We start from the raw sequence: 26,799 nt of genomic DNA, 5'->3' as shown, positions 1-26,799 counted from the left end.
TGACGAGGTCCGGATAGTCGACTGGCATGCTCCGAGCCTAAACGACGCCGCCTGCGCTGTGGCCGTGTGCCATCCGGTGGGGGCCTCCGACGATGGTCGGCGCGGTGCTCAGCGGGCCGCGCGGACGCCCTGTCGCTGCCAGGTGACGACCATGCGTCGCGCATACTGGGTCGCCGCGACGAAGTGGCCGAGGAGTCCGAGCAGGATCGCCACGAAGCCGACCCCGCCGAAGACCCGGTACAGCGCCGACGCCGGATCCCCGCCGCCGAGCGCGAGGCCCGTGAGCAGCGCGAAGAAGCCGACGAAGAGGAACACCGTCCGGATCTTGCCGGCGATGCTCACCGGCACCTCCGGCGTCCCGCGGAACGCGACGACGGCGACGAACGCGAGCAGGAGGTCGGGGACGATCATGACCACGAACACCTGCCATGGGATGATCTGCGCGATGGCGAACGACGCGGCGACCACGACCACGGTCAGGCGGTCGGCGACCCCGTCGAGCCAGGTGCCGAGCGCGGAGACCGTGCCCATGCGGCGCGCGATCTGTCCGTCGGCGACGTCGCTCAGGAACACGACCGCACCGACGACGAGCGCGGCCCAGTAGGAGCCGGTGATCACGAGGGCGGCGAAGACCGGTAGGAGGACGATACGTCCCGCCGTGATCGCGTTCGGCAGGTTCTTCCAGTCGTCGTCGGAGAACAGCTGCGTCCGGAGGCGCGCGAGCGGCGTCTTCTCGTGCAGCGTCACCGGGATCATCGCCTCGTCACCGGGGATCGCGGCACCGCGGCGGAATCGGGCGATCGCGGCGATCGTGACCACCACGACGAGCGCGAACAGCAGCACCCAGCCGGTGGCACCGAGGTACTGGCGGACCGTGTCGAGCGTGGCACGGACGAGGGAGCCGACGCCGACGTAGACGGCGGACCAGAGGAGGGAGCCCAGCAGGGATGCCGCGAGGAACGACCGGTAGGGCACGCCGGCGACCCCCGCGGCGGTCGGTGTCAGGCATCGGAGCACGGGCACGAGCCGGGTGAGGAAGACGGCCTGGGCCCCGCGTCGCTCGAGCGCCTCGACCGCGCGGTCCCAGCCGTCGACACCGAGGCGCCGGACGACGGCCGAGTCACGGAGACGACCACCGGAACGACGACCGACGAGGTAGCCGAGCTGGTCCCCGAGCGACCCGCCGAGGGCGACCGCGAGGAACAGCACGAGGGCGCCGGGGGCGGAGTCGAGCATGGCCGAGAGGAGGAGCACCACCGGTTCACCGGGGACGACGAGGCCGAGCCAGAGGCCGGATTCGGCGGTCGTGAACAGGAGCCCGAGGAGCCAGATCAGCGGATCAGGCAGCGCCGTCGCGGCGTCGTTCACCCACCCGATGATGTCCACGGATCCCCGTTCAGCAGTGCGATCCGCACTCCTGGGTGGGGCGCGGCTCGCCCAAGTCTACGGACGAGCCGCGCCCTCCCATCCCCGAGAGGTCGTTCAAACGGTCATTCGCCGGACAGTTCGTCCCGATTCGCGCGTCGACGACGCAGGACGGCCGCGGTGACGACACCGGCGGCGCCGAGCACGAAGAGCGCTCCGGCAGCGACGATCCACGGCATCGCGTCCGCACCGGTCGAGGGCAGGCGACCCGAGTTGCCCGGAACGGCGGGGTCGCTCGGATTCGCCGACGGCACGGGCACGACGGCGTCGGGAACGAGGACGAAGGCCGGCACCGAGACCTCGGAACCGTCTGCGGCGACGACCGCGGTCGCCGTGGTGGCCCCCTCGGCGGTGTAGCCCGCCGGGACCGCCACGGACACCTCGTAGGAGCCGGGCGCGAGTCCGTCGAGGCCATAGGCGCCGTCGGCGTCAGTCGTGATGTCGACCGGGCCGGCCGGGGTCTCGACGGTCACGGTCACGTCCGCGATCGGAGCACCGGCGTCCGTCTCGACCGTTCCGGCGAGGCCGCCGAGCACGGCGTCGGCGACGAGCACGAAGGTGGGCACCGTCTGGACAGCGCCGTCGGTGCCGACGACGACGGTGGCGGTCGTGGCGCCACCCGCGGGCACGGAGTACCCGACCGGGACGGTCAGCGTGACCTCGTAGCTGCCCGGCGCCAGGTCGGCGAGCCCGTAGGACCCCTCGGCCGTCGTCGTCAGGGCGACCGGGCCGCCCGGCGTCGTCACCGTGACCGTCGCGGCGGGCACCGGGGCCCCGGTGTCCGTCCGGACGTCGCCGATGACGGTGCCGAGCCGAGCGAGCTCGAAGTCGACCGCGTCCAGATCGGCGCCGGCGAGCTCCTCCGCCCGGGTTGCGGTTCCGGAGACGACGTACCCCTCGGGGGCGACGACCGAGACCTCGTAGGACCCGGCGGGCAGGAGCGGGAAGCGGTAGGAACCGTCGGCGGCCGTGACGGCGCGCTCGACACCGTTCGGACCGTCGACGCTCACGGTGACGCCGGCCACACCGACCCCGCCGGAGCTGACCACGCCGCCGAGGCTGGGGTTCGCGACGAGCACGAAGTCCTGCTCGGTGATGGGCGTCTCGCTGCCGACCGGCACGGTGAACGACGCCGGTGCGGTCTGGACCGCGTACCCGGACGGTGGCGTGATGACCACCGAGTGGTCGCCGACCGGCACGGTGTCGAAGAGGTAGTTCCCATCGGTGTCGGTGGTGACGCTGCCGACACCGACGATGGTGACGGTGGCACCGACGATCGGGACGCCGTCCGTGTCGAGCGCGGTCCCCGACACGGCGACGGGCACGATGTCGCGGACGGTGAAGTCCGCGACGGCGTCCGTGTCCGTGAGGTCAACTGCGGCACGTGCAGGACCGACGGCGATCTTGCCGGTCGGCGGGACGAGCTGCACCGTGTAGCCGTCGGTCGCGAAGTAGCCGGCGAAGGTGTACGTGCCGCCACCCGCGGTCGTGGTCGACGCCACCACCCGGCCGTCGCGGTCGATGAGCCGGACGCCGACGCCGTCCAGCGGGCCCGCGGTCTGGTCGGTCACCGTGCCGGTCACATCACGCGCGATCGACGCGAACCACGCCTGGTAGACGGGCGCGCCCGACCGCTGCCGGAACGAGAAGGTGAGGCTGGAGATCGGGGCGGAGGGTTCGAACCACCCTGCCGCGCCGGCGGTGTCCGCAGCGGCGTCGTTGCCGCGGAGTATCTGCGTCGTCGGGTCCCAGGTGGGGACGTCCGTTGCGGATCCGGTGCAGGACGGCTTGCCGACCAGGCCGGGAGCGCAGTAGTTGAAGCCGCCGTTGAACCCGAGCTCGTCAGGGGTGAGCGCCGCGCCGTCGGGACCGATCGCCGTCACGGTGACCTGGTCGGCGTCGATGTCGCCGAGGACGAAGGTCCAGCCGGACGGCGGCGTCGGCGTCGCGAAGGAGTAGGTCGTGGTCGAGGGCGACGCCGCGTTGTTCGCCTTCGGGCGGAGGTTGAGGTAGGGCTGATCCCGGCTGCTGCCGTACTTGGCACCGACGGGGGTCGAGGCCGCCAGCCAGGTCGAGGCGCCGGAGATGACGCCGACGCCACCGCCACCGACCGAGTCGCTCGTCAACGCCGCGGAAAGGGCGGGCTGACCGGCCAGGGTCATGGTGCCCTGGTACGACCCCGATGCACCGGAGAACGTGGGCCACGTCGCCCAGCTCGACGTGGTCGCGGCGGATGCCGCCGGGACGGCTGCGGTGAGGGCGAGCGCGGAGGCTCCGAGCAGGGCGAGCACAGCGGCTCCGATGCGGCGGGTCATGGGCGCCAGGATAAACGGACACCCGTCGCCTGCGAAACCCCTCTGTCCCGTTTACGGGGGTCGGCTCAAGCCGTGGTAGTCGCCGTGTGTGGCACCAGCGGCCCACGGACGGGCCGCGCAGGATACCTCCGTAGGAGGACGGGGGATCGGGCGCGCGGGCGATTCGGAACGGAGGCGGTCCGAGCAGGCTGGAACCATCAACCGATCAGCTCCGCACACCGCGGAGACAGCTCCGCACACCGCGGAGGAAGGAACCAGTTCATGTCCGCCTCAGCCACAACCGAGTCCACCACGATCTCGCCCGCCGAGGACGTGACCCTGGCAGACGCCCCGACCGAAGCGTTCGGCCCCGAGCCCCTCACCCAGGCCACGCCCGTGCAGGAGGTCGCGCCGACCCAGCCGACGACGCCCGTGCCCCTCGCACCCGTACCCGCCCCGACGGCCGTCGACCGCGAGAGCTCGACCCAGACACTGTCGATCATCGCGTTCGCCCTGTCGATCGCCGCGGTCGTCGCGCCGTCGTTCGTGCTCCTGCCGATCGCCTCGCTCGTGCTCGGCATCATCGCGCTCGCCCGCAAGCCGAAGTCGAAGGGCTTCGCCCTCACCGCCGTCATCATCTCCGGCACCATGCTGGCGCTCGCCCTGATCGTCGCCGCCGGCGCAGCCCTCTTGCTCGGGGTGTCGGTGATCAGCGGCGGTTACGCCGGCTGACCCGGTCTCCCTCCCGACGCCCGTCCGCTCCTCGAGCGGGTGGGCGTCGTGGCGTATGTACCGGACATCCCATGCAGCCGTTGATTGTTACACAATCTTGCGGCAAGCTGTCCCCATGACCCGTTCGCCGATGGCGACCCCGACGACCGGCAGCAGCACCGCCGCGGGGCGCCTGCCCGTCGCCGCCGCGATCCTCGCCGCCGTGTGCTTCGGGACGACGGGGACGGCTCACGCGCTCCTGCCGATCGAGGTGGGTTCGGTCGCCTTCGGCGCCGCACGCATCGTCTTCGGCGGAGCGTTCCTCGTCCTCGTGTGGGCGACGTTCGCCCATCGCTCCGGGTCCACGAGACCACCTCGCCCCGGCGCCGTGGAACTCGGGAGGCCCGTCCTGATCATCGCCGTCATCGTCGGCACGGTCGGCGTCACCGCGTACCAGCCGTTCTTCTTCCTCGGAGTGGAACGCAACGGTGTCGCGATCGGGACCCTCACGGCGCTCGGCTCCGCACCCGCCATCACCGGCCTCCTCGAATGGGCGATCCATCGCCGGCGCCCGAGCGGTCGCTGGTTCCTGGCCACGATCGTCGCCGCGACCGGTGTCGCCGTCCTGTCCGGAGTGACGGGCGGCGGGATCGGGACCGTCTCGGTGGACGGGCTGCTCGCGTCCGTCGGCGCCGGAGCCTCGTACGCCCTGTACACGCTCTGCAGCAAGGCACTCATCGAACACGGGTGGACACCGCTCGGCACCATGGCGGCGCTCTTCGGCGGAGCGGCGCTCGTCTCGGTGCCGATCCTCCTCGCCACCGAGACCGCCTGGATCCTCACGGCACCCGGCGCACTCGCGGTCGTGTGGCTCGCGCTGGTGAACACGGTGGCGGGGTACCTGCTGTTCGGCTACGCGCTCGGCGGGTTGCCCGCGTCACGGGTCGCGACGCTCACGCTCTTCGAGCCGTTGACGGCGACGCTCCTCGGCATCCTGCTCCTCGGAGAGTCCTTCGGGCCCTCGACCGTCGTCGGTGCAGCGCTGCTCGTGACCGGACTCGCGATCCTCGTCGTGCCCACGCGCACCGATCGTCGCGAGGTCGCCCGATGACCGCGGTCGACGCTGTCGCAGATGCACTGCGGGAGGACATCCTCGACGGACGACTCGGCGCGGACGAGCCGTTGCGGGAGACCGCCCTCACCGTCCGGTTCGGCGTCAACCGGCACACCGTCCGGGCGGCACTGCAGGCGCTCGCGGCGGAGCGCCTCGTCACGTTCGAGGCCTACCGCGGCGCACGGGTGCGGTCGTTCAGCGACGCCGATGTGCTCGCCCTCATGGAGTACCGGACGGCGATCGAGGCCGAGGCGGTCCGGCTGCTGCGAACACGTGCTGAGCCGTCGTCGCGCCCACCGGCCTCGATCATCGCGGCGAACGACAACCTCCGACGCATCTGCATCGACCGGCCCGGCGATCACCGCGCCATCGAGGTCGCGCACGCCGAGCTGCACCACGCGATCGTCGCCGCGGCCCGGAGCACTCGACTGGACGAGGCGCACGCTGGCCTGCTCGCCGAGCTCGGCCTGTTCATGGTGCAGCTCCGGAGCGTCCTCCCGCCGGAGGAACTCATCGCCCAGCACGACCGACTCGTCGACGCCCTCAGCGGCGACCACGGCGAGGAGGAGCTCCGCGCGCACCTCGCGCACTCGGCGGAACAGCTCATCGCGCTCCGCCGATCGGCCCCCGAAAGCATCCGGTCCGGTCCCTGAGCCACCCCTCCCGGTCCGGTCCCTGAGCCTGTCGAAGGGCACCTCGACAAGCTCGGTGACCGTGACCGTGAGCGGCTCGGTGACCGGATGGAACTCGACGACCGCGGTCGTGCGATCAGCCTCGCGTCGAGGTGACCGTCTCCGGCAGCGAGCCGGTGGCGTCGGCCGCCGGGCGGACCGCGGGGTGCTCCTCGGACGGACCCGACCACGGCAGCGTCACCGTGAACGTCGTGCCGGCGGAGGACGAGGCGACCTCGATCGAGCCCTCGTGACCCTCGGCGATCGACAGGGCGATCGCCAGCCCGAGGCCCGTGCTGCCGGCCGCACGCGAGCGCGACGAGTCGGCCCGGGCGAACCGGTCGAAGAGTTCGGGGAGGAAGGCCTCGTCGATGCCGGGTCCGTCGTCGGCGATCGTCAGCGAGGCGCGCTGCGGCTCGTCGGGACTCTTCGGTGCGCTGATGCGGGTGACCACGGAGGTGCCGGCCGGGGTGTGCACGGCGGCGTTCGACAGCAGGTTCACGACGAGCTGATGCAGGCGCTCGCGGTCGCCGCGCACGACGATCGCGCGCTCCGGCACGTCGACCGACCAGTGGTGCGCCGGCGCCGAGACCGCCGCGTCGCTCACGGCGGCGGCGACGAGGTCGCTCAGGTCGACGTCGTCGAGGTGCAGGTCCTGGCCCTCGTCGAGACGCGCCAACAGGAGCAACTCGCTGACGAGCGAACTCATCCGGGTCGCCTCCGACTCGATGCGGGCGAGCGCGTGCTCCGTCATGGGCGGGAGACTCTCACTGTCCTGACGGGTGAGCTCGGCGTAGCCCTGGATCGCGGCGAGCGGCGTCCGGAGTTCGTGGCTCGCGTCGGTGACGAACCGACGCATGCGCTTGTCGGTCGCGGCTCGGACGGCGAGTGCGCGGTCGACGTGGTCGATGAGGCCGTTGAGCGCCTCGCCGACCTTGCCGATCTCCGTCCGAGGGTCGGTGTCGGCCTGATCGACCCGCACGTCGATCCCGGTGTCACCGCGCTCGAGTTGCAGCGTGGACACCTCCTCGGCGGCGGCGGCCACGCGGGACAATGGTCGGAGCCCGAGGCGTACCACGATGATCGCCCCGACGATGGTGACCGCGAGCGCGAGCACGGCGAGGATCGCGATGACGATCGCCTCCTGCTGCACGGCCGCTCGCGGGGTGGCGAGCGAGACGCCGGCCACGAGGGTCTCGCCGTCGCCGTGGTCGAGGAACTCGAGCCGGTACCCGCCGAGCGACCCCAACTCGATGTTCTGTCGCTCGGAGCCGTCGGCCGCGACGGCCTCCTCGATGAGCGCCTTCGTCCGCACGTCGAGCGCCGTCGCGTTGGACTGGGTGAAGCGCGCGGAGTCGACGACCGCACCGTCAGCGACGAGCGCGATGAGCGTGCCGGGCCCGTGGCCGACGTAGTCGACGAACGGTTTGACGTAACCGGGCTCGCCGCGCGTGGCATCGGGGTCCACCACGGCTCCCCCACCGGCCTGCTGATCGTGGAACTTCACCACGGAGTGTTCGAAGGCCTCCATCGATCCCGTGAGCTGGGTGTCGACGACGGCGGTGACCGACGCTTCGACCGTGACGATCGTGAGGATGCCCGACACCGCGAGGACCGCGGCGATGACCGCGGCGATGCCCGTCACCAGCCGTCGCTGGAGCGTCCACGGGTGCCGCCGGTCCGCCCGAGGCGTCGGCACGCCCGCAGTCGGAACCGAAGCGGTGCTCATTCGACCGGCCGCAGCACGTATCCGACACCGCGGACGGTGTGGATCATCGGCGCCCGATCGGCGTCGATCTTCTTACGGAGGTAGGAGACGTAGAGGTCGACGATGCTCGCCTTGCCGGCGAAGTCGTAGTTCCACACGCGGTCGAGGATCTGGGCGCGACTCAGCACGCGCTTCGGGTTGCGCATGAAGTATCGGAGCAGTTCGAACTCCGTCGTCGTGAGCGCCACCGGCTCGCCGTCGCGGCTGACCTCGTAGCTGCGCTCGTCGAGGAAGAGCCCGCCGATCGTGATGCGGGAGTCGTCGTCGGACACGACGTGCGCGGTACGGCGAAGGAGACCACGGAGGCGGGCCACGAGCTCCTCGAGCGAGAACGGCTTCGTCATGTAGTCGTCGCCGCCCGCGGTGAGGCCCATGATGCGGTCGTCCACCGAGTCGCGTGCGGTGAGGAACAGGGTCGGGGTGCCCGATTCCGGCTCCCCCTGCGAGAAGCTGCGGAGCTGGCGGAGGACGCTCAGCCCGTCCATGTCGGGCAGCATGATGTCGAGGACGACGACGTCCGGACGTTCCGTGCGGTAGCGCTGGACGGCCTCGCGACCGTTGGTGGCGACGTCCACGACCCACCCCTCATAGCCGAGGGCCAGGCTCACGAGGTCGGTCAGGACCGCTTCGTCGTCGACGAGGAGGACGCGGATGGGTGAACCGTCGGCCCGGTACATCCGCGGTAGCTTGGCGAGGACCGCCCGGCGGCGCCCCGAGTCGACGATCTGCGTTGGCAGGTCGGAGGGCATGGGTCGATTATCCGTCGTCGAGCTGCGAGGCGCGGGAGCGACGGGCGATTCATAGAGGCCTCATATCTTTTCAGGCCGAGCCCATGGGTGCGGTGCCTACCGTGGAGGGCATGACCCGAGCAGAGCCCCTGGGCACGTCGTTCGCCCCCCGCCGTCGCCGGACGGCCGGAGCGACGGCCGAGCCCGCGGACCGGATCCGGAGCGGCCTCGCCGCCGCGGTCCGGGCTCTGCGTCCCCTGTTCCCGGCAGGCGTCTCACGTCCTCGCTTCCTCCGCGGGCCGCGGATCGAGGCTCCGGTCGACGCGCACCCGATCAGCACCGACCGTCTCGTCCTGCGTCGCCACCGGTTGGAGGACGCCGAGGCCTGGTATCGCATCCAGTCCACGCCCGAGGTCGTCGAGCACCTGCCGTGGCCCGTCCGCGACCGGGAGGCGTCCCGCGAGCACCTGCGCCACCGCGTCCGGCACAGCCGCCTCTGGCAGTCGGGCGACTTCCTCGCCCTGGCCGTCGAGCACGACGGACGGCTCGTCGGCGACGTCTCCCTGCACCTCCGCGACGTCCAGCCCGCCGAGCGCTCGGTCGAGATCGGATGGGTCCTCGACCCCGCCGTCGGCGGACGTGGTCTCGCGAGCGAGGCCTCGGCGGCCATGATCGACCTGGCGTTCCGCGAGGTCGGGGCGAAGACCGTGACGGCCGTCATCGAGCCGGAGAACACCAGGTCCATCGCCCTGGCCGAGCGGCTCGGCTTCCTGCGGGCGACCGCTCCGCGCCGCTCATCGAGCATCACCTTCGCGATCACGCCCTCGCTCCTCGCGGCACGCCGTGCGGAACGCGTCGAATCCGCGCACACGGAGTCGACCGCCACGTGTCCCTGATCGCCGGCGTCCCGATCGCCGAACCTGCCGGGGCCGAGTCTCCCCCACTCGAGCCTCGGCAGGTTCAGCCGTCGGGACGCCGTCGACGTGTGCCCCTCGAGTCACACGTTCACAATTCAGGTACTCTCCGGCGCGTCGTCTCCGGCCGCCGCCCGACGGCGCCGACTCGCCTGTGGCGTCCTGAGTTGTGCACAGCCCAGGGTTCCGGTCGGTTCCAATATCCTATAGGATTATCGCGATGTGCCGGCTTGCGCCGGATCGACGGACTCGATGACGAGGAGATGCAGATGACCAGGCTCTGGAACCGACCGGCCGACTTCGCGGATGAGATGGTGGACGGCTTCGTCCGCGCCAACGGACGCTGGGTACGCAAGGTCTCCGGCGGGGTGTCGCGGTCCACGAAGTCCGCGGAACCGGAGGTCGCCCTCGTGATCGGTGGCGGATCCGGCCACTACCCCGCCTTCGCCGGCCTCGTCGGCCCGGGACTCGCCCACGGCGCGGCCATGGGCAACCTCTTCGCCTCGCCGTCCGCGCACCAGGTGGAGAGCGTCGTCCGCGCGAGCGAGCAGGGACGGGGCGTCCTCCTCAGCTACGGCAACTACGCCGGCGACGTCCTGCACTTCACCGCCGCCCAGGACGCCGTGCGTGCCGACGGCATCGACTGCCGCACCGTCACCGTGACCGACGACATCTTCAGCGCACCGCCCACCGAACTCGAGAAGCGCCGCGGGATCGCGGGCGACCTCACCGTCTTCAAGGTCGCGGGCGGCGCTGCCGCTGGTGGGTACTCCATCGACGACGTCGAGCGCGTGGCGGTCCTGGCCAACGCCCGGACCCGTTCGATGGGTGTCGCGTTCTCCGGGTGCACGCTGCCCGGTGCCGACGAACCGCTGTTCTCCGTGCCGGAGGGACGCATGGCCGTCGGGCTCGGCATCCACGGCGAGCCCGGCATCGACGAGACCGACATCCCCTCCGCGGACGGACTGGCGGAGTTGTTCGTGCACCACCTCCTGGCCGAGGCCGAGATCCCGGAGGGCGTCACGCCGAAGGGAGCGCGCGTCGTCCCGATCCTCAACGGCCTCGGCTCCGTGAAGTCCGAAGAGCTGTTCGTCGTCTACGACCGCATCGCCTCCCTGCTGGAGGACGCCGGGATCACCCTCGTCGACCCGCAGGTCGGGGAGTTCTGCACGAGCTTCGACATGGCCGGCGTCTCGCTCACCCTGCTCTGGGTGGACGAGGAGCTGGAGCGACTGTGGAGTGCCGCTGCGGACACGCCCGCGTTCCGCACGGGTGCCGTCGACACCGGCGCGCTCGAGACCGTGGCCGCCGACGACACCGAGGACGTCGCCTTCGTGGTCCCGGACGCCTCGCTCGAGTCGCAGGAGTCGGCGGCCGTCGTGGCCGACGCGATCTCCGCGATCCACGAACTCCTCGCGGAGCACGCGGACGAGCTGGGACGACTCGACGCCATCGTCGGAGACGGCGACCACGGCATCGGCATGGACCGTGGGGCGACCGCCGCCGCCGAGGAGGCTGGACGCCTGCGCGAGAGCGGAGCCGGCGTGGCGACCGTCCTCGACCGCGCGGGCGACGCCTGGTCCGACCGCGCCGGTGGCACCTCGGGCGCCCTGTGGGGCGTCATGCTCCGCACCCTCGGCGAGCGCCTCGGCGACGCCGAGCGCCCGACCGCCACCGCTGTGAGCGAGGGCGTGACCGCCGCCAAGGACGCCGTCATGCGCTACGGCAAGGCCTCCGTCGGCGACAAGACGCTCGTCGACGCCCTGGTCCCGTTCGCCGACACGCTGGCCGAGCGCGTCGCCGCCGGCGACGACCTCTCCACCGCCTGGACCACGGCGGCGGCAGCGGCCACCACCGCGGCCCACGACACGGCCGCTCTCATGCCCGGCATGGGCCGCGCCCGCTCGCACGGCTCGAAGGCCGTCGGCGTCGAGGACCCCGGAGCCGTCTCGCTCGCCCTCATCGTCGAGCGTGTCGGCACCCTCCTCACCGAGCGCTGACGCCCGATGCACCGACAGACAACCCGCTCCCTGCACCGGTCCCTGAGCCTGTCGACGGGCCCCGCTCCAACAACGAAAGGCACACCATGACCCGCACCTGGCGAATCGTCATCGGCTCCGATGACGCCGGTTACGACTACAAGGAGATCCTCAAGCGCGACCTCGAGGCGAGCGATCTGGTCGCCTCCGTGGTCGACGTCGGGGTCGACGCCGACGGCCACACCAACTACCCGACCGTCGCGGTGACCGTGGCCGAGATCGTCGCCCGCGGCGAGGCCGACCGCGCGCTGCTCATCTGCGGCACGGGCCTCGGTGTCGCGATCGCGGCGAACAAGGTCCAGGGCATCCGAGCCGTCACCGCGCACGACGGATTCTCCGTCGAACGCGGGGTGCTGTCGAACGACGCCCAGGTGCTCTGCATGGGCCAGCGCGTCGTCGGCATCGAACTCGCCCGCCGCAACGTGCGCGAGTGGCTCACCTACGAGTTCGACGCCTCGAGCGCGTCGAACGACAAGGTGCAGGAGATCAGCGCGTACGAAGCGTCCTGATGTCAGGACGCCCCAGACTCGTCGGCGTGAGCCTGAAGATGTACTTCGGGCACGCGCAGACGCTCGACTGGTGCTCGGTCGTCGCGGGGGTGTCGGCCGAGCACCACGCACTCCGATCCGGCGCGGCTGAGCTGTTCGTCATCCCCGGGTACCTCTCGGTGACCGGCGCGGTCGAGCGGCTCCACGGCGTCGCGTCCGTGGGGGCTCAGGACCTCGCGACCGAGGACACCGGGGCGTTCACCGGCGAGGTGAGCGGTGCGGAGCTCCGCGAGGTCGGCTGCGAGGTCGTCGAGGTCGGACACGCGGAGCGACGCCGACTGTTCGGCGAGACGCCCGACGTCGTCCGCGCGAAGACGACCGCCGCGCTCCGCAACGGCCTCGCACCGGTGCTGTGCATCGGAGAAACCGAACGCGGAGACGCCGAGACGGCGGCTGAGGAATGCGTCGCACAGCTCGACGACGCCCTGGCGGGGGCGGTCGCCGCCGGGATCGTGGGCCGCGTCATCGTCGCCTACGAACCGCACTGGGCCATCGGTGCCTCCGAGGCCGCGAGTCCAGCCCACATCCGCGCGGTGTGCCTCCGGCTGCGTGGTCACCTCGACGTCCTCGACACGAGGGGTCTGGTCGACACCTCCTCGGCCGTCATCTACGGCGGGAGCGCCGGACCCGGCCTGCTCACCACGATCGGCGACGCGGTCGACGGGGTCTTCCTCGGCCGCTTCGCCCACGATCCGGCAGCCCTCGCGCTGGTGCTCGACGAGGTGGCCGGCCTCGACCGCGCGGGCTCCGACCTGCCGCGATGACAGCCGGAGGCCCCGTAAACTGGTCATCGACGATCATCGCGGCCGCTCGACCGGAGGTCCCCCTCCGTGACGACGCCTCGAGCACACCCTTCGGAGCCTGCCGTGGTTGATGCCGTGTTCCCGCTCGGCGCCTCCTCTTCGCTCGAACGCCGTGGTCTGCGCGACCGCGTCTACGAGCTGGTGCTCGACATGCTCCTGAGTTCCGGCATCGAACCGGGTGCCCGCCTCTCGATCGACGCCATCGCCCGTGACCTCGACGTCTCCCCGACGCCGGTCCGCGAGGCACTCGTCCAGCTGGAACGCACCGGGCTCGTCACCCGGGTCACCCACAAGGGCTACCGGGTGGCACCACCGCTCGCCGACGACCAGCTCGAGTCGCTGTTCGACGCCCGCATCGTGCTCGAGAGCGGCGCCACCGCGCTGGCCGCCGCCCACGCCGACGAGCTCGTCCCGGCCCTCGAGGTGGCCCTCGCGCAGCACGTCGAGATGACCGCCAGGGTGCGCGCCGCGGCGTCGGCCGGCGAGATCCCCGTCGCACTCCTCCGCGAGTACTTCGCGGTGGACTGGAACTTCCACCACCTCATCTTCGAGGGCACCCGCAACCCCTTCCTCCTCGACATGTCCGAGGGCATCTCCACCCGCGTGCACCGCATGCGCCAGACGGTCGAGACGGGTGTCACCGACGCCGACCAGGCCGTCGTCGAGCACCGAGCCATCCTCGACGCGTTCTCCGACGGCCCCGAGGCCGCCGCGGCGGCCATGCGCTCGCACATCGAGCTCGTGCGCACCCGCGCCCGCAGCGACGCCGAGCACTGAGCCGCCTCACGTCCGGTGAGCGACAGCGCCAGTCACCTCCGTTTGTCTGGGTCGCTGAGCCTGTCGAAGTGCCCAGCAGCACCTCTCGGCATCCCGGACCGACGCTGTAGAATCGCGCCATGTCCACCTCGGCAGCATCCGCGCGTGAGGCTCGAGTCTTCTACGAAGACATCAAGCCGTACGACGTTCCGGCGAGCCTCGACGAGCTTCACGGGCCCGAGCATGGTCTCCTCGATCTACCAATCACGGTCTACTGGGGCCCCGCGAGCATCGTCGACCTCGATACGCCTGGCGGCATAGCAAAGGCCTATCAAGCGGTCCTGCGGGAGGGTCGCGTCTCCGACCAAATCACGCTGCTCAATCAGCGGCGTCTCGTCCAGGTCTGGCCCGAGCTCCTGCTCCCCACCCGCGTCCGCGAACTCTGGGAGACCCGTTTCCCTCCACTCTCCACGGCCGCGTGAACGACAACGAAGCGCTCCAGCGTGAGTTGACCAGGATCGCCCTCGACGCCGTCGGGAGCGACGGGTTCGCCCTTGCCGGTTCAGGAGCCATCCGCGAGCACGGTCTCGTCGACCGGCTGACTCACGACGTCGACCTCTTCACGAACAATGTCGATCCTGCGGCGTTCGAACTCGCGGTCGATCGACTCGCCGTCGAACTGCGTCGGACAGGCCATGGGGTCGATGAAGTGCGCCGCCACCGGCAGTTCGCCCAGCTCCATGTCTCCACCGAGGACGGTCGGGCCGTCGAGATCGACCTCGCCGTGGATTGGCGCGAGCTCGAACCGGTGAAACTGTCCGTCGGCCCGGTCTTGAGCGTGACTGACGCTGTGGCGAGTAAGGTCGGTGCCTTGTACACCCGTCTCGAGGCACGAGACTTCATCGACGTCGACGCGATCCGTCTCTCTGGGCGATTCACCGATGACCAATTGCTCGCCGCGGTCGCTGAGCGTGATGCCGGCTTCGAACGCACCATGTTCGCCGACCAGCTGCAGCAGATCCGTCGCGTCACGGATGACAGATTCACGGAGTACGGGCACGCGCTCGAGCAGATTGTTGCGTTGAAGCAACGTTTCATGGACTGGGCATCGGAGCTGCGTGGGGAATCCGCCACGAGTTCATCGGGGCTTTCGCCGCTCGTTTGACGACGAAAAGCGCCCTGGCCTCATTTCATTCTGAAATCTTCTATTTCAGTGACTGTGTGTGAAGCTGGGGCGTGTCGTTCATCGTGAAGCGAAAAACCGTGTCCAAACGAATCTCTGTTCCGTCGTCGCTCATCGGGTCCGCCATCTGGACTCTCGTCGCCGTCCAAGCCGGGCTCAGCATCGGATTGGCCTTCAGCGTGCAGTGCGCTGGATGGATCCTCGGCCTCTTCGGCGAACCGTACCCAGACCTCAACGAGGTTGTCACGGCCGTCTACGCGTGTGCTCTTGCGTTCAACTTCGTCCTGGTGGGTTTCATCGGTTGGATGCTCCTGGGCTCGACTGGCGCAACAGAGCGGAGCATTCTGGCGCATCTCAAGCTCGTCTTCGGTTCGCGAACCGCATGGTGGTTCGCTTCGTGGTGGGCCTCAGGGAGCATGACGCTCATGGTTGTCGCTGGCTACGAACGGTACGGCGGCTTCAGTGTGGGTGCATTGGTCGCAACCCCGGTGCTGTCACTCATCACCTTCTGGCCAGCACTCACAGGCCTCGTACGAATCTGGCGCCTCAATCGACGGGAACCGTATTTCGCCGGGCTCTCCGCGAAGGAGTGCCTCAGACTGCAGCCTGCGACCTTCTCCCACCGACCGAACGCGCTCGCCAGACTTGATGCCGTTGCAGACCATGACGAGGCGAACCGGTACGCTCGCCTGGCCAGATCCATGGGACGGAACCGCAGCTATGCATCGGCGTTCATCCTGCTCATCGCGACTGCTGGGTTCGGCTTGGGTCTGACACGAGCACTGGAACCGGCCCTCGCGGCGGTGCCGCTCCTGTCGACCACCCTCACGCTGCTGATGATCGGGCACTGGATGCGCGACAGAGCCGACGCATTCGGGAGATCTGCCGATGAATTCGACCGACTGGCCGAGGATCTCCGCGCCTCAACGGAAGCTCCTCAGAACCGAGGGCGGGTGTGGGCGCGATCACTGACAGGCACACTGGCCGACTGGGCATCCGGCTTCGCCCGGTAGAGGCGCGCAGGAGCAATACTCCTCAGTACAAGAACGGGGCCGACCGCCTGAGCGATCAACCCCGTCCGGGAGTTGCGTCGTGACTAGTGCGCCGTGCGGGTCGCCGTCGTCTCGAGCAGCTCGTCCGCCTTCGCCCCACGGAAGAACCGGGTGCAGTAGAGCATCGCGGCCGCGAGGAAGGCGAACACGCCGAGCGAGACCACACCCCACACGCCGCTGTCGGTCGGCACGCTCTCGTTGATCCCGGTGCGCATGATCGGGGCGACGAAGCCGCCGAGGTTACCGAGCGAGTTGATGAGGCCGATGCCCGCCGCCGCAGCCGTTCCGGTGAGGAACGCCGTCGGGTAGGCCCACGTGATCGGCCCGACCGAGAGGAAGCTCGCCACCGCGATGGTGATGAACAGGATGCCGAGGATCGGCTGGTTGTTCGCGCCCGCCCAGGCCGAGGCCAGGATGAACACGCCGGTGGAGATGTAGAACCACGTGCCCCAGGTGCGGCGCCGGACGACCGTGTTCGCGTTCCGCCCCACGTAGTAGCAGGCGAACAGACCCACGAGCCACGGGATGGCCGCCACGAGACCGACCTGCCAGCCGACGTCCTGGCCGATGAGGTTCGACACCTGCTGCGGGAGGTAGAACGTCGTGCCGTACACCGCGATCTGCAGGCAGAAGTAGATGATGGTGAAGTACCACACCTTCCAACTCGTCATCGCCTTCGCGATACCGGTCGGGCCGTCCGACTGCCGGACGGTGTCCTCGCGTTCCATCGCGGCCGTCAACGAGTCCTTCTCCTGTTGGTCCAGCCACTTCGCCTGTTGCGGCGAGTTGGTGAGGAAGTAGAGCGCGGCGAAACCGGCGAGGACCGCGAGCATGCCCTCGGCGAAGAACATCACCTGCCAGCCGTGCCACGGGGTCAGGGCGTCACCGAAGCTGATGAGGCCACCGCTCAGCGGGGCGCCGAGCATCTGCGAGAAGGGCTGTGCCAGGTAGAAGATCGAGAACATCTGGACGCGGACCTTGTTCGGGAACCACTCCGACAGGAACATGATGACGCCGGGGAAGAGCCCGGCCTCGGTCACGCCGAGCAGGAAGCGCAGGACGATGAACATCGTGTCGTTCGTCGTGAAGGCGAACAGGGCGGCGACGATGCCCCAGGTCACTGCGATGCGGGCGAGCCAGAACCGGGCGCCGAACTTCTTCAGCAGCAGGTTGCTCGGGATCTCGAAGATCGCGTAGCCGATGAAGAAGATGCCGGCGCCGAGGGCGAAGGCACCGTTCGAGATGCCGCGGTCGACGCTGAGCGCCTCCTCGGCGAAGCCGACGTTCGTGCGATCCAGGAACGCGACGAAGTACAGGATGACGAGCATCGGCATGAGGTGCTTCGACGCCTTGCGGATCGCCGACTTCAGCGCCGGATCGTTGGTCGATCCGATCGCCGGCGGATTGGGTGTGGACAAGACACTCTCCTTTGAGATGACTGGTGCGGGTGGGTGCTACTGGCGTTACTGCTGCTGCTGCTGGCGGTGGTCAGGAGACCATCGAGGGGATGATCATCCAGAGGCCGATGCCGACGAAGACGACGCCGAGACCGAGGAAGATCAACCGGGATTTGGTCCACTGACCGGTGAGGTGCTGCATGGTGCTGCTCCGTTCGCTCGTGGTGGGTGTGGTGGATCAGTGCATGTAGAGGCCGCCGTCGACGTTCAGCGTCTGACCGGTGACGAAGCCGGCGTCCTCACTGATGAGGTAGGCGATGGCGGCCGCGATGTCGCGCGGGGTGCCGATGCGCGGCAGGACGCCGTCGGCGGCCATGGCCGTCTTGCGCTCCTCGGTGAGGGTGCCGCCCATGATGTCGGTGTCGATGGGTCCGGGCGAGATGGCGTTGACCGTGATGCCGTCGTGGCCGAGCTCGCGGGCGACGCTGCGGGTGAAGCCGATCACGCCGGCCTTCGCCGCTGAGTAGGCCGTCTTGCTGAAGGTGCCGCCGCCGCGCTGGGCGGAGACGGACGACAGGCTGACGACACGACCGACGCCGTTCGACACCATCGACTCGACCGCACGGCGGGTCGTGTAGTGGACGCCGTTGAGGTTGATGTCGATGACGCGCTGCCACTCGTCGGCGCTCACCTCGAGGTAGGGCACCGGTGAGGCGACGCCCGCGAGGTTCACGAGGGCGACGAGCTGCGGGAGGGACGCTTCGAGTGCGTCGAACGCGGCACGAACCTGCGCCTCGTCGGCGACGTTCGCGCCAGCGCCGGCCGCCTGCACCCCGTGCTGCTCCGCGATCTCGGCGGCGACCGCCTGGGCCGCAGCCTCGTCGAGATCGATGATCCCGATGTTCCAGCCGAGTTCGGCGAGGTGATGGGCTGAGGCGCGACCGATGCCGCGCGGGGAGGCTGCGCCGGTGAGGACGACGGTCTTGGATTCGGGGAAGGTGGTGGCGGTCATGGCCGGCCTTTCTGCGTGGGAGTGGTGACGTCGGTGTCCGATCGAGTCGGACGTTGCGTTCGGTCGGCGCCGCGCTCAGTTGATGGGTGCGGGGCCGAGCTCGTCCATGAGCCGCTTGATCGCGACGTACGCCTTGTTGCGGTAGGCGATCAGCTCGGGGGTGCGGTCGGCCGGGACGTCGAGGTAGCCGGCACCCGACTTGGTGCCGAACTTGCCGGCCTCGACGAGTTCCTTGAGGGAGTCCGGTGTGGCGAACCGCTCGGGCCACCGGGTCTGGAGCGAGGCGTAGCAGAACGAGTACACGTCGAGTCCGGCCATGTCGGCGATCGCGAAGGGACCGAAGACGGGGAGCCGGAAGCCGAAGGTGGTGCGGACGATCGTGTCGATGTCCTCGGGCGTCGCGACGCCCTCCTCGACGAGCTGCGTCGCCTCGTGGAACAGCGCGTACTGCAGGCGGTTCAGCACGAAGCCGGTGGCGTCCTTGACGCGGGCGGTCTCCTTGCCGGTCGCCGCGACGATCTCCTCGACGGTGGCGATCGCCGCATCGGCTGTGGTCTCGTGCGGGATGAGTTCGACGCCGGGGATGAACGGGGCAGGGTTCGAGAAGTGGACGCCGAGGAACCGCTCCGGGTTCGTGACGGCCTCGGCGAGTGAACCGATGAGGATGGTCGAGGTGTTCGAGCCGATGATGGCGTCGGGTGAGGCTGCGGCGCTGATGCGACGGAGGGTCTCGTGCTTGATCTCGATCTTCTCGGGGACGGCCTCCTCGATGAAGTCGGCTCCGGTGACCGCCTCCTCGATGGACGCGGCGGGCGAGACGTTGGCGCGGATCCGCTCCACGGCGTCGGCCGGGAAGAGTCCGTCGGCGACGAACTGCTCGGCCTCGGCGATGAGGCGGTCGTAGTTCTTGCGCGCGATCTCCTCGGAGATGTCGGCGATGCGGACGGTGGCGCCGGACAGCGCGAGCACCTGGGCGATGCCGCCGCCCATGTACCCCGATCCGACGACGGCGATGGTGTGTGTGGTCATGATGAGGCTCTCCTGTGGTCGTCTGGATCAGGCCTGCGGCAGCAGGGTCCTGATGTACTTCTGGTTGGTGGAGCACATGCCGAGGCTGTCGCCGCCGTAGTGCTCGGCCAGGATGATGCCGTTGAAGCCGAGCTCGACGGCGTCGCGGAAGACCTGGCGGTAGTTGATGAGCCCGGCCTCCATGGTGGAGGGCACGGACGTCGCCCAGCTGCCGTCGGCCGCCTCGTCGCGGGTGTAGTTCTTCACGTGCATGTAGTTGGCGTAGGGCAGGGTCTTGGCGAACAGCTCGCGCCAGTCCTCCACCGGGCGGTGCAGGCGGATGAGGTTCGCGACGTCGGGGTTCAGGCCGACGTTGTCGAGCCCGACCTCCTCCACGAACCGGACCGCGCTGTCGGCGGTGCCGAGGTAGGTGTCCTCGTAGAGCTCGAGTGCGAGCGGCAGGCCGACTTCGGCCGCGTGCTTGCCGAGCTCACGGATGCGACTGACGGCGACGTTCCAGACCTCGGGGTCGTCGGGGTCCTTCGGGCCCTGCGCGGTCCAGAACCACAGCGCCTTGCGCTGCGCGTCGTTGAACGGTTGGTGCAGGCCGGTGGAGAAGACCTGCATCCCCCACTCCGCCGCGGCGTCGATCGTGCGGTGCGCGTACTCGAGGTTGCGCTCCTCGTGGCCCGGCATGATCACGCTCTGCCGCTGCAGGTGGACGGACGGGACGCCGACGCCGTGCGACTTCGCGATGGCGAGGAACTCGTCGCGACGGGACGGTTCGAGGTCGGCGGGCCGGACATGGCTGTCGGGCAGTTCGGCGAGGGTGAAACCGACGCCGGCGACCTGCGCGAAGAGGTCGTCCCACGCTTCGGGTTCCGCGTCGTGCAGGGAGACGCCGTTGCGGTCGACGGGTGGGATGCCGTGCAGGCAGGTGGCGATGGGCCAGGTTTCGGCGGTCCATCGGGGGGTCGACGCGGTCGCGGTCGTATCCGTCATGATGCTCCATTGCGCTCAGGGACTGCTCGGGGCTGGTGCTCCCGGTCAAAAAGATCCTATAGGAAATAGTAAAGCGTTTCCACGAATGCGCAAGGGCACTTCGACAGGCTCAGTGACCGGCGGAGGGAGAGTCACTCCTCCAGAGGCCGAGCGCGCCCCGTCACGAGCACTCCGGTCACCGAGCCTGTCGAGGTGCGGCGTCGGGGCTCAGTCGCCGAGGATGCCCCAGTCCTCGTCGTCCGCGTCGGTGATGCCACCCGCGATGAAGGCCTCGCCGGCCTCGGTGGCGCGATCGCGCACGCCGACCAGCAGCTCTTCGAACGAACCGGCCGACAGGAACCGCATCTGGTCGATCTCGCTCACCGGCGCGATGCCCGCCAGCTGCCAGGACGACTCCAGCGGGTCGTCGGCGAGCTCCACGACCGAGGCCCACTGCTGCTCACTGAACTCGCTGGCCACCGCGAGCGAACGCCGCACCGCCGCCTCGGTCTCATCCCGCAACGGCTCCCAGCGATCGTCCCACTCCAGGTCGTCGAGCGTTCGGATCTCCGCGCGTGGATATGGGTCGTCCGGCAGCCAGTCGGTCACCTCGAAGCGCTGACCGCCCTCGGCGATCACCGCGACGAAGCCCTCGCCGCCGTCGACCTCGACGATCTCCGCCACGGTCCCGGTGCGGAAGCGGTGCTCACCGCCTCCCGTCTCACGGCCGCGCTCGATGAGCACGACGCCGAACGCCGGGTCCTCGGCTTCGAGCAGGTGCGCCAACATGGTGAGGTAGCGCTCCTCGAAGAGCCGCAGGGCGAGCGGCATGTGTGGGAACAGCACGGAGCCGAGTGGGAACATCGGCAGCTCGAGGACCGGGAGGCCGGATGCCCACGGCTCGGCACTGAAGGAGTCGGTCATGTCAGTCCCCCTCCGCCTCGCGGGCCCGAACGACGATCACCCGGCCGATCGTCCACCCGAATCGTGCTGCGATCATAGCCGCCGGACACCGGAGGCCACTCAGGCGGCGAGGACGGCACGCAGCGCCTGATCGAACCGGATCGCGCGATCGACCTCGACCGCCGTCTCGTAGTCGGTTCCGCGCAGGGCGACGTGCAGTGGCCAGTCCACGTCGATGAACCCGACGCGCCGGTCGCCCACGAAGACGCCGAAGCGGTCTGCCGTGAGCTGCTCCACCCACGCACGGCGGAGTTCAGACGTCTCGCTACCGGTGGAGCCCATGGAACGACCTCTCTCGGCGGGTGCGACGACCGGGTCCGGACAACCGTCGAAGTATCTCGGCTGTCTAGCTATCTCCGCCGTGCTTCATCATGACAGCACGGCCGTGGGATGGACAACTCCCCTATCCGTCAGACGAAACGAGCACGAGGCGGTGGCATCGTTGCGAGATCGTGCCGTGATGGTCCGCGGATCCTCAGGAACCGTCCGTAGGATGCTGATCGTGGGGTGGAAGTGGCCGTGGGGACGCAAGCGCATCGTCGATGCGCCGGTCGATGCCGGGTCCGACCCCTACCTCCAGTACCTCGAGTGGGTCCGCCTCGGCAAACCGTCGCTCGCGTCACCCGACGATCCACCGCTGCAGTTCGACCCGCGATTCGCGCCACGACTGGCCTCTGACGCCGTCAACTCCTCGCGCGCCGACGGCGTCTGAGCCTGCCGGTCTGAGCCCGCCGGTCCATGCACGGCACAGCGCCCGACACCGAGGTGACGGGCGCTGCGAAGGTACTTACGCGGTGGCCTGCTCCGCGACCTCGGCGCGGCGCGGGAGCTTCCAGCCCGGGCGCACGAAGTGGCAGGTGTAGCCCCACGGGATGCGCTCCAGGTAGTCCTGGTGCTCCGGCTCGGCCTCCCAGAATTCGGAGACCGGCTCGACCTCGGTGACGACCTTGCCGGGCCAAAGCCCTGAGGCGTCGACGTCGGCGATCGTGTCGCGCGCGACGCGTTCCTGCTCGGGCGAGGTGAAGAAGATCGCCGAGCGGTAGCTCAGGCCGACGTCGTTGCCCTGGCGGTTCTTCGTCGACGGGTCGTGGATCTGGAAGAAGAACTCCAACAGCTCGCGGAAGGACAGCTTGCTCGGGTCGAAGACGACCTCGAGGGCCTCCGCGTGGGTGCCATGGTTGCGGTAGGTCGCGTTGGCGACATCGCCACCGCTGTAGCCCACGCGCGTCGACTTCACGCCCGGCATCTTCCGGACGAGGTCTTCCATGCCCCAGAAGCATCCGCCGGCCAGCACCGCGCGCTCGGTCGTCGTGCTCTGCTCGTCTGCTGCACTCATCGTGACTCCTCCTTCGTGCCGAGCACCGTGCGGGGTCCCCGCGTGCTCCGGTCTTCGGCTCCATGGTATGCAACAGCGTCCGCTTCCGGACTGTTCCGGGCGGGGCTTGCACTCAGCGGTCGCACAGGTGCGAGGACGCGACAGCGAAGCTCAGACGGGCCGCTTGCGGCGGAGTTGCTTGATCGACTCATGGATCTCCGGGGCCAGCACCACGGCGCCGGACCGCTCCGACTGCTCGAGGGTGACGGCCTGCGCCTCGTCCGCCGCGGCGAACCAGGAGGCGATGGTCACGCCGTGGCCGGGCTGTCGGACGATCTCGATCGGGTCGCCCGCCTGCACCGTCCCGCTCTTGACCACCTTGAGGTAGGCGCCGGGCCGTGCGGCGTCGGCGAAGCGCTTCACCCACCGTGGCTCGCCCAGGCGCCGCTGGAAGGTGCCGCACGGGGTGCGCGGACAGGTCACCTCGACGACGAGGGTGTCGCCGATCCGCCAGCGTTCACCGATCTCGGCACCGTTCACGTCGAGCCCCTGCGTACGGAGGTTCTCCCCGAACAGGCCCGGCGTGATCTCCCGACCGAGCTCGCCCTCCCAGAACCGCGCGTCCTCCTCGGCGTAGGCGTAGAGCGCCTTCGTCAGGCCGCCGTGGTGTTTGCGATCGGCCTGCACGTCGCCGTACAGCCCCATCGGCCGCACGTGCAGCGGCTCGTCGACCGGGCGCTTGTCGATCGCGGTGACACCGATCGACCCGTCGTCCGCCCGGAGGGCTTCGACGCGACAGAGGGCGAGGAGTTCAGACATGTGACCAGTCTGCCGTGTCGTCCGCGACCGTCCGGACGACGGGGCCGGTGCGGCTCAGGCGGAGTGGCACAGTGGATCAGCTCAGGCGGACTCGCGGACGACGAGCGAGACACCCACCGAGCGTCGGACGGACGGCCCCGAGAGCGGGAGCGTGCCGGACATCATGCCGTCGAGCAACTCCAGGCTGTGCCGGGCGATGTCACCCTTGTCGACGGCGACGCTCGTCAGCTCAGGGGTGACGAAGCGACCGAGGTCGAGTCCGTCGATGCCGATGACGGCGACGTCCTCCGGCACGCCGACCCCGGCACGGGCGAGGCCCTTGAGCACGCCGACCGCCATGACGTCGTTGAAGACGAGTACGGCGTCGACGTCGGGCATCGCGGCGCGGCAACGCAGGGCGGCCGAGACCCCGCCCTGGTGGGTGTCCTCCGCCCAGGTCTCCGACGCCTCCGACCACGGCAGGCCGTGCTCGTCGAGGAACGCCCGGTACGCGAGACGCCGTCCGGACGGTTCCGCCGAGGCGTCGATCATCGCGATCGATCGGCGCCCGGTCGCGACGAAGTGGGCGAGCGCCTGTCGGATGCCGTCCTCGAAGTCGATGTCGACGCCCGCCACCTGCAGCGCGGGCTGCGCGTCGGACGGGTCCGCTCCGGCCTCGGACTCCTCTGGCCGATGGTCACCGAGGGAGACGAACGGGATGGTGGCGAAGGCGCCCTGGAGTGCTCCGTGGTCGGCGCCGTTGCGCCCGACGACCGCATCGACCTGCCGCGCGAGTTCGGCGAGCTGCGCACGTTCCGCGTCGGGGAGGTCCGGTCCACGATCCGCGGCGGCGGGCCGGTCGCCCGAGGCGTTCGCCGCTCCCCCGACCTCGGCGACCAACACGGTCCATCCCCGCTCGGCCGCCTGCTGCACGAGGGCGGCCGCGAGCTCCGGGTAGTAGGGGTTCCGCAGGTCGTCGACGACCAGTCCGAGCGTCGTCGTCCGGCCGCTCACCAGGTGCTGCGCGGCGCGGTTCGGCCGGTAGTTGAGCGAGGCTGCGACCTCGACGACCCGTTGCCTGGTGGCGTCGCTGACGTCGCGCATCCCGTTGAGCGCTCGGGTCACGGTCTGGCGGGAGACACCGGCGACCCGGGCGACGTCGATGATCGTCGCTCGCGCTGGGGCGTGATCGTCGCGGGGCCTGGTCATGGTCACATCGTACTGATACGCTCACACCGTGAACGTTCACGGAGACGTTCACCACAGACCATCGCACCGCCGATCAACGTTGAGGAGCACCACCATATGGAACACGTCGCCTGGGGCATCATCGGACCCGGAACGATCGCCGAACGGTTCGCGACCGAGCTGCACGCGAGTCGCACCGGTCGACTCGCCGCCGTCGCCAGTCGTGACGCGTCGCGTGCCGAGGAGTTCGGCGAGCGCTTCGGGGACGGCACGGCTCCCGTCCGCGGGTACGGCTCCGTCGCCGAGTTGCTGGCCGACCCCGGCGTCGACGCGGTCTACATCGCGACCCCGCACACGGAACACGTCCGGCTGGTGATCGAAGCGGCGGAAGCGGGCAAGCACATCGTCAGCGAGAAGCCGCTCTCGGTCAACCGCGCCGGTGCGATGCTCGCGATCGAGGCCACCCGTCGTGCCGGCGTGTACCTCGCCGAGGCGTTCATGTACCGCTTCCACCCGCAGACCGCCAAGCTCGTCGAACTCGTGTCGTCCGGGGCCGTCGGCGAGGTCGAGCACATCGAGGCGTCGTTCGCGTTCGCCGCGGACCTCCCGGCCGAGCACCGACTCATGAACCCGGAGCTGGCGGGCGGCGGGATCCTCGACGTCGGTGGCTACCCGGTCTCCATCGCGAGGCTCGTCGCCGGTGCCGCCGTGGGTGCACCGTTCGCCGACCCGACGGAGGTCACCGGGAACGGCACCATCGGCTCGACCGGCGTCGACGAGTGGGCCAGCGCGTCGCTCGTGTTCCCGTCAGGCATCACGGCGCACGTCACGAGCGGCGTGCGCATGCAGGACGACAACCGCGTCGTCGTCACGGGTTCGACGGGCCAGATCATCGTGTCCGACCCGTGGTTGCCGTCGGTCGAGGACGGGTCGACGATCGAGGTCCGCACCATCTCGGGCACGGAGTCGATCCACATCCCCGGGGCGCCGCAGTACGCGATCCAGGCCGACGCGGTCGCTGCGTTCGCCGAGGCCGGTCAGGCACCGCAGATGCGCTGGGCGGACTCGCTCGGCAACGCGGCGACCCTCGACCGCTGGCGCGAGGCGGTCGGCCTCGAGTACCCGTTCGAGTCGATCGACACCGACATCCCGACCGGTTCCGGCCGGCCGCTCGCCGTGCGCGCCGAACTCCCGATGCCGACCGGCCGCATCGCGGGCATCGACCACGACATCTCCCGGCTCGTGATGGGTGTCGACAACCAGCAGACCCTGTCGCACGCGTCGGCGATGTTCGACGACTTCTTCGAGCGCGGCGGCAACGCCTTCGACACGGCCTGGCTGTACGGCGACGGCCTGCAGGAGCAGCTGCTCGGACGCTGGCTCGTCAACCGTGGCCTCCGGGACGACGTCGTGGTGATCGGCAAGGGTGCGCACACGCCGTTCTGCGACCCGGAGTCGATCTCGCGTCAGCTGTTCGAGAGCCTCGACCGGCTGGGCACCGACCACCTCGACCTGTACCTGATGCACCGCGACAACGTCGAGGTGCCGGTGGGCGAGTTCGTCGACGTGCTGAACGAGCACGCCGAGGCCGGTCGAATCCGTGCGTTCGGTGGCTCCAACTGGTCGATCGAGCGGTTCGAGGCGGCGAACGCCTATGCGGCGGCGAACGGGAAGCGGGGCTTCGCGGCGCTGAGCAACCACTTCGGTCTCGCCCGCGCACTCGACGTACCGTGGGCCGGGTGCGTGGAGGTGACGGACCCGACGAGCCGCGCGTGGCTCGAGGAGACGAAGACGCCGCTGCTGCCGTGGTCGTCGCAGGCGCGCGGCTTCTTCACCGGGCGTGCCGAACCCGAGGATCTGTCGGACCCGGATCTCGTGCGCTGCTACTACAGCGACGACAACTTCGAGCGCTTGGCCCGTGCCCGTCAGCTCGGCACCGAGCTGGGTGTCGCGCCGACCGCGATCGCCCTGGCCTACGTGCTGGCGCAGGACTTCCCGACCTTCGCCCTCATCGGGCCGCGGTCCATCGAGGAGACGCGTTCGTCGACCGACGCCCTGTCCCTGAAGCTGACCCCAGAGCAGGTCGCCTGGCTCGACCTCCGAGTCTGATCCGTCCCTTCGGGTGATGCCA

26 protein-coding genes are annotated in these 26,799 nt (G+C 69.8%); 13 read left to right on the top strand and 13 right to left on the bottom strand.

Annotation, left to right across the window (positions count from 1 at the left end; genetic code table 11):
* Positions 1-108 precede the first annotated feature (108 nt).
* Both RWN05_RS16790 and RWN05_RS16785 read right to left on the bottom strand, forming a co-directional pair.
* Positions 109-1,386 carry a CDP-alcohol phosphatidyltransferase family protein gene (locus RWN05_RS16790; RefSeq protein ID WP_314140401.1) on the bottom strand — a complete coding sequence of 426 codons (1,278 nt, stop codon included), beginning with the start codon at positions 1,384-1,386 and terminating at the stop codon, positions 109-111.
* Positions 1,387-1,490: 104 nt separating this feature from the next.
* Positions 1,491-3,740 carry a carboxypeptidase regulatory-like domain-containing protein gene (locus tag RWN05_RS16785; protein WP_314140399.1) on the bottom strand — a complete coding sequence of 750 codons (2,250 nt, stop codon included), beginning with the start codon at positions 3,738-3,740 and terminating at the stop codon, positions 1,491-1,493.
* Between the two features lie 261 nt (positions 3,741-4,001).
* Between RWN05_RS16785 and RWN05_RS16780 the strand changes: the two genes are divergently transcribed.
* From RWN05_RS16780 to RWN05_RS16770, 3 genes are all read left to right on the top strand, one after another.
* On the top strand, positions 4,002-4,451 hold the full coding sequence (locus RWN05_RS16780) for a hypothetical protein (RefSeq protein WP_071258622.1): 450 nt from the start codon (positions 4,002-4,004) through the stop codon (positions 4,449-4,451).
* Positions 4,452-4,566: 115 nt separating this feature from the next.
* On the top strand, positions 4,567-5,541 hold the full coding sequence (locus tag RWN05_RS16775; protein ID WP_314140397.1) for an EamA family transporter: 975 nt from the start codon (positions 4,567-4,569) through the stop codon (positions 5,539-5,541).
* Entirely contained in the window at positions 5,538-6,197 is a 660-nt protein-coding gene (locus tag RWN05_RS16770) for a GntR family transcriptional regulator (RefSeq protein ID WP_314140395.1), read from the top strand. The genes RWN05_RS16775 and RWN05_RS16770 overlap by 4 nt, the downstream gene beginning before the upstream one ends.
* Before the next feature lie 115 nt (positions 6,198-6,312).
* On the opposite strand, the gene RWN05_RS16765 is transcribed toward RWN05_RS16770, so the two are convergent.
* Together RWN05_RS16765 and RWN05_RS16760 are read right to left on the bottom strand one after the other, a co-directional pair.
* The gene (locus tag RWN05_RS16765; RefSeq protein ID WP_205847541.1) at positions 6,313-7,860 is read right to left on the bottom strand and encodes a cell wall metabolism sensor histidine kinase WalK; all 1,548 of its coding nucleotides are present in this window, start codon (positions 7,858-7,860) and stop codon (positions 6,313-6,315) included.
* Between the two features lie 80 nt (positions 7,861-7,940).
* The gene (locus RWN05_RS16760; protein WP_064295688.1) at positions 7,941-8,732 is read right to left on the bottom strand and encodes a response regulator transcription factor; all 792 of its coding nucleotides are present in this window, start codon (positions 8,730-8,732) and stop codon (positions 7,941-7,943) included.
* A 110-nt stretch (positions 8,733-8,842) separates the two neighbouring features.
* On the opposite strand from RWN05_RS16760, the gene RWN05_RS16755 reads away from it, so the two are divergent.
* The 8 genes from RWN05_RS16755 (at position 8,843) to RWN05_RS16720 (ending at position 15,967) form a co-directional block, all read left to right on the top strand.
* Entirely contained in the window at positions 8,843-9,607 is a 765-nt protein-coding gene (locus RWN05_RS16755) for a GNAT family N-acetyltransferase (RefSeq protein WP_314140393.1), read from the top strand.
* A gap of 287 nt (positions 9,608-9,894) precedes the next feature.
* Positions 9,895-11,625 (top strand): dihydroxyacetone kinase family protein, encoded by a 1,731-nt coding sequence (locus RWN05_RS16750; RefSeq protein WP_314140392.1) that lies wholly within the window; start codon positions 9,895-9,897, stop codon positions 11,623-11,625.
* 86 nt (positions 11,626-11,711) lie between these two features.
* Positions 11,712-12,173, top strand: coding sequence for a ribose-5-phosphate isomerase (locus RWN05_RS16745; protein ID WP_314140390.1), 462 nt, complete (start codon positions 11,712-11,714; stop codon positions 12,171-12,173).
* A complete protein-coding gene (locus RWN05_RS16740) occupies positions 12,173-12,976 on the top strand; it encodes a triose-phosphate isomerase family protein (RefSeq protein ID WP_314140389.1) in 804 nt (267 codons plus the stop codon). The genes RWN05_RS16745 and RWN05_RS16740 overlap by 1 nt, the downstream gene beginning before the upstream one ends.
* 102 nt (positions 12,977-13,078) lie before the next feature.
* Complete coding sequence (locus RWN05_RS16735; protein WP_236555263.1) at positions 13,079-13,792, top strand: GntR family transcriptional regulator; 714 nt, start codon at positions 13,079-13,081, stop codon at positions 13,790-13,792.
* A gap of 119 nt (positions 13,793-13,911) precedes the next feature.
* Positions 13,912-14,253, top strand: coding sequence for a hypothetical protein (locus tag RWN05_RS16730; RefSeq protein ID WP_079003321.1), 342 nt, complete (start codon positions 13,912-13,914; stop codon positions 14,251-14,253).
* Positions 14,250-14,936, top strand: coding sequence for a nucleotidyl transferase AbiEii/AbiGii toxin family protein (locus RWN05_RS16725; protein WP_167620519.1), 687 nt, complete (start codon positions 14,250-14,252; stop codon positions 14,934-14,936). The genes RWN05_RS16730 and RWN05_RS16725 overlap by 4 nt, the downstream gene beginning before the upstream one ends.
* A gap of 71 nt (positions 14,937-15,007) precedes the next feature.
* Complete coding sequence (locus RWN05_RS16720) at positions 15,008-15,967, top strand: hypothetical protein (protein ID WP_314140387.1); 960 nt, start codon at positions 15,008-15,010, stop codon at positions 15,965-15,967.
* Positions 15,968-16,050: 83 nt separating this feature from the next.
* Here RWN05_RS16720 and RWN05_RS16715 read toward each other — a convergent pair whose 3' ends face one another.
* The 6 genes from RWN05_RS16715 to RWN05_RS16690 form a co-directional block, all read right to left on the bottom strand.
* Positions 16,051-17,424, bottom strand: coding sequence for an MFS transporter (locus RWN05_RS16715; protein ID WP_064295683.1), 1,374 nt, complete (start codon positions 17,422-17,424; stop codon positions 16,051-16,053).
* Positions 17,425-17,641: 217 nt separating this feature from the next.
* Positions 17,642-18,415, bottom strand: a complete 774-nt coding sequence (locus tag RWN05_RS16710) for an SDR family NAD(P)-dependent oxidoreductase (protein WP_079003324.1) — start codon at positions 18,413-18,415, stop codon at positions 17,642-17,644.
* A 75-nt stretch (positions 18,416-18,490) separates the two neighbouring features.
* Positions 18,491-19,444: a 3-hydroxyacyl-CoA dehydrogenase family protein gene (locus RWN05_RS16705; RefSeq protein WP_314140385.1), complete on the bottom strand. Its 954-nt coding sequence runs from the start codon at positions 19,442-19,444 to the stop codon at positions 18,491-18,493.
* A gap of 27 nt (positions 19,445-19,471) precedes the next feature.
* Positions 19,472-20,425 (bottom strand): sugar phosphate isomerase/epimerase family protein, encoded by a 954-nt coding sequence (locus tag RWN05_RS16700; RefSeq protein WP_314140383.1) that lies wholly within the window; start codon positions 20,423-20,425, stop codon positions 19,472-19,474.
* 207 nt (positions 20,426-20,632) lie between these two features.
* Positions 20,633-21,328 (bottom strand): LON peptidase substrate-binding domain-containing protein, encoded by a 696-nt coding sequence (locus RWN05_RS16695; protein WP_314140381.1) that lies wholly within the window; start codon positions 21,326-21,328, stop codon positions 20,633-20,635.
* A 99-nt stretch (positions 21,329-21,427) separates the two neighbouring features.
* Entirely contained in the window at positions 21,428-21,649 is a 222-nt protein-coding gene (locus RWN05_RS16690; protein WP_064295679.1) for a hypothetical protein, read from the bottom strand.
* A gap of 220 nt (positions 21,650-21,869) precedes the next feature.
* Here RWN05_RS16690 and RWN05_RS16685 point away from each other — a divergent pair, with 220 nt between their 5' ends.
* Positions 21,870-22,079, top strand: coding sequence for a hypothetical protein (locus RWN05_RS16685; protein ID WP_124767435.1), 210 nt, complete (start codon positions 21,870-21,872; stop codon positions 22,077-22,079).
* Between the two features lie 75 nt (positions 22,080-22,154).
* Here the strand turns inward: RWN05_RS16685 and msrA are convergent, their stop codons facing one another.
* The 3 genes from msrA to RWN05_RS16670 form a co-directional block, all read right to left on the bottom strand.
* On the bottom strand, positions 22,155-22,703 hold the full coding sequence (gene msrA / locus RWN05_RS16680; protein WP_064295677.1) for a peptide-methionine (S)-S-oxide reductase MsrA: 549 nt from the start codon (positions 22,701-22,703) through the stop codon (positions 22,155-22,157).
* 150 nt (positions 22,704-22,853) lie between these two features.
* Positions 22,854-23,501 carry an MOSC domain-containing protein gene (locus tag RWN05_RS16675; protein WP_314140379.1) on the bottom strand — a complete coding sequence of 216 codons (648 nt, stop codon included), beginning with the start codon at positions 23,499-23,501 and terminating at the stop codon, positions 22,854-22,856.
* 81 nt (positions 23,502-23,582) lie between these two features.
* A complete protein-coding gene (locus RWN05_RS16670) occupies positions 23,583-24,689 on the bottom strand; it encodes a LacI family DNA-binding transcriptional regulator (protein WP_121292567.1) in 1,107 nt (368 codons plus the stop codon).
* Between the two features lie 96 nt (positions 24,690-24,785).
* Here RWN05_RS16670 and RWN05_RS16665 point away from each other — a divergent pair, with 96 nt between their 5' ends.
* Positions 24,786-26,777, top strand: coding sequence for an aldo/keto reductase (locus RWN05_RS16665; protein ID WP_314140377.1), 1,992 nt, complete (start codon positions 24,786-24,788; stop codon positions 26,775-26,777).
* The last annotated feature ends 22 nt before the right edge of the window (positions 26,778-26,799 follow it).

Origin of the sequence: uncultured Plantibacter sp. (assembly GCF_963518075.1) — a bacterium.
GTDB lineage: Bacteria > Actinomycetota > Actinomycetes > Actinomycetales > Microbacteriaceae > Plantibacter > Plantibacter flavus_A.
This window is presented reverse-complemented; position numbering and strand designations above follow the sequence as displayed.